2 protein-coding genes are annotated in these 1,469 nt (G+C 31.3%); both read left to right on the top strand.

Annotation, left to right across the window (positions count from 1 at the left end; genetic code table 11):
• The first annotated feature begins 27 nt into the window (after positions 1–27).
• Entirely contained in the window at positions 28–411 is a 384-nt protein-coding gene (locus tag CI949_RS20670) for a VOC family protein (protein ID WP_134060242.1), read from the top strand.
• Positions 412–565: 154 nt separating this feature from the next.
• The gene (locus CI949_RS20665; RefSeq protein WP_073160761.1) at positions 566–1,336 is read left to right on the top strand and encodes a DUF368 domain-containing protein; all 771 of its coding nucleotides are present in this window, start codon (positions 566–568) and stop codon (positions 1,334–1,336) included.
• Positions 1,337–1,469: the final 133 nt, after the last annotated feature.

Below are 1,469 nucleotides of genomic sequence, written 5' to 3'. Positions count from 1 at the left end.
AAATAATTTTAAAGGAGTAGTGATAAAATGCAAAATTATGATTTTGTTCATTCTTGTATTAGAGTAATGGATTTAGAAAAATCAGTTGATTTTTACAAAAAGGCTTTAAACTTAAAAGAAAGCCGCCGCAGAGATTTTCCTGAAGATAAATTCACCTTAGTATATTTAACTGATCAAAAGGGTAATTTTGAGTTAGAGTTAACTTATAATTATGACCGTGAGGAACCATATACAATTGGAAATGGCTACAGTCATATCGCAGTTAAAGTTGAGGATTTAGAAAAATCTTATCAGCGACACAAAGCAGCAGGTTATGAGGTTGGAAATCTAAAAAGTTTAAGTGAAGGATCATCCGGATATTATTTTATTACCGACCCTGATGGCTACAGAACCGAAGTTATTGCCAAATAATTTAAATAAGATACTAAAAAAGCTCAAACTCTAGATTAAATAGAGGTTGAGCTTTTTTTGAATTTAGGCAGGTAAAGGGAGTAATTATCTTGAATAATAATATAGAGAGAATAAAATTAAAAAATATAAATTAATAACTGAAAGGAAGATTTATTTGCCAAGAAAAAACTCATATTTAGCCTTATTTTTTAAATCGATTCCAGTAGGACTTGCCAATACTCTACCGGGGGTAAGTGGAGGTACGCTGGCCCTGGTTTTAAATATTTATGAAACTTTAATTAATGCCATTAAAGAGATTAAAATCAAAAAACTCTTTGTAATTGGATTGGGGGCAGCAGCTGGAATTTTATTTGGTTCAGCTGTGATAACTGATCTTTATCAAAACCAACCTTTAATTGTAAATTATTTTCTCTTTGGTTTGGTAATCACCTCAGCCCACTCGACTTACAAAAAAATTGGTCATTTGAGCTTTGTTAAGATTTTAGTAATGGTTTTAGCTTTTGTGTTGGCTCTCTTTTTCTCAAGAGAAATTCAGCTTGGATTTTTAAATGCTAAAGGTCTTGTCTTATTTTTTATAGCAGGTTTTTTTGGTAGTATAGCTATGATTTTGCCGGGAATTAGTGGAGGTACACTTTTAATTTTAATGGGAGTTTATCATCCGGTTTTAAATGCCATCAATAATCTAGATTTTTTAATTTTAATAGTTTTTGGAGCAGGAGTTGCAGCAGGACTTTTGGTTTTTGCCTGGCTTTTTTCTTATCTGCTGCAGAAACATCAAAAAGAAATCATGGTAGTTTTAACAGGGCTGATTCTTGGTTCCTCAGCAGCAGTTTTCCCAAGTCAATTCAATATTAGCGGATTGGCAGCTTTTGCAGCTGGAGCAGTTTTAATTATTATTTTAGAAATTATTGGTCAGAACACTTAATATTTAGATTAATAAATATTTAAAAATAGATAATTTTATCTAAAACTGCCAAGAAAACTCCATCCAAGCTATGCATTGGGTGGAGATGATTTGGCTATTTACTTTGATTTTCAATATTTTTTTGATTATCTCA

This window comes from Halanaerobium sp., assembly GCF_003070835.1.
The sequence above is the reverse complement of the archived record's forward strand: the minus strand, read 5'-3'. Positions and strand labels throughout refer to the sequence as shown.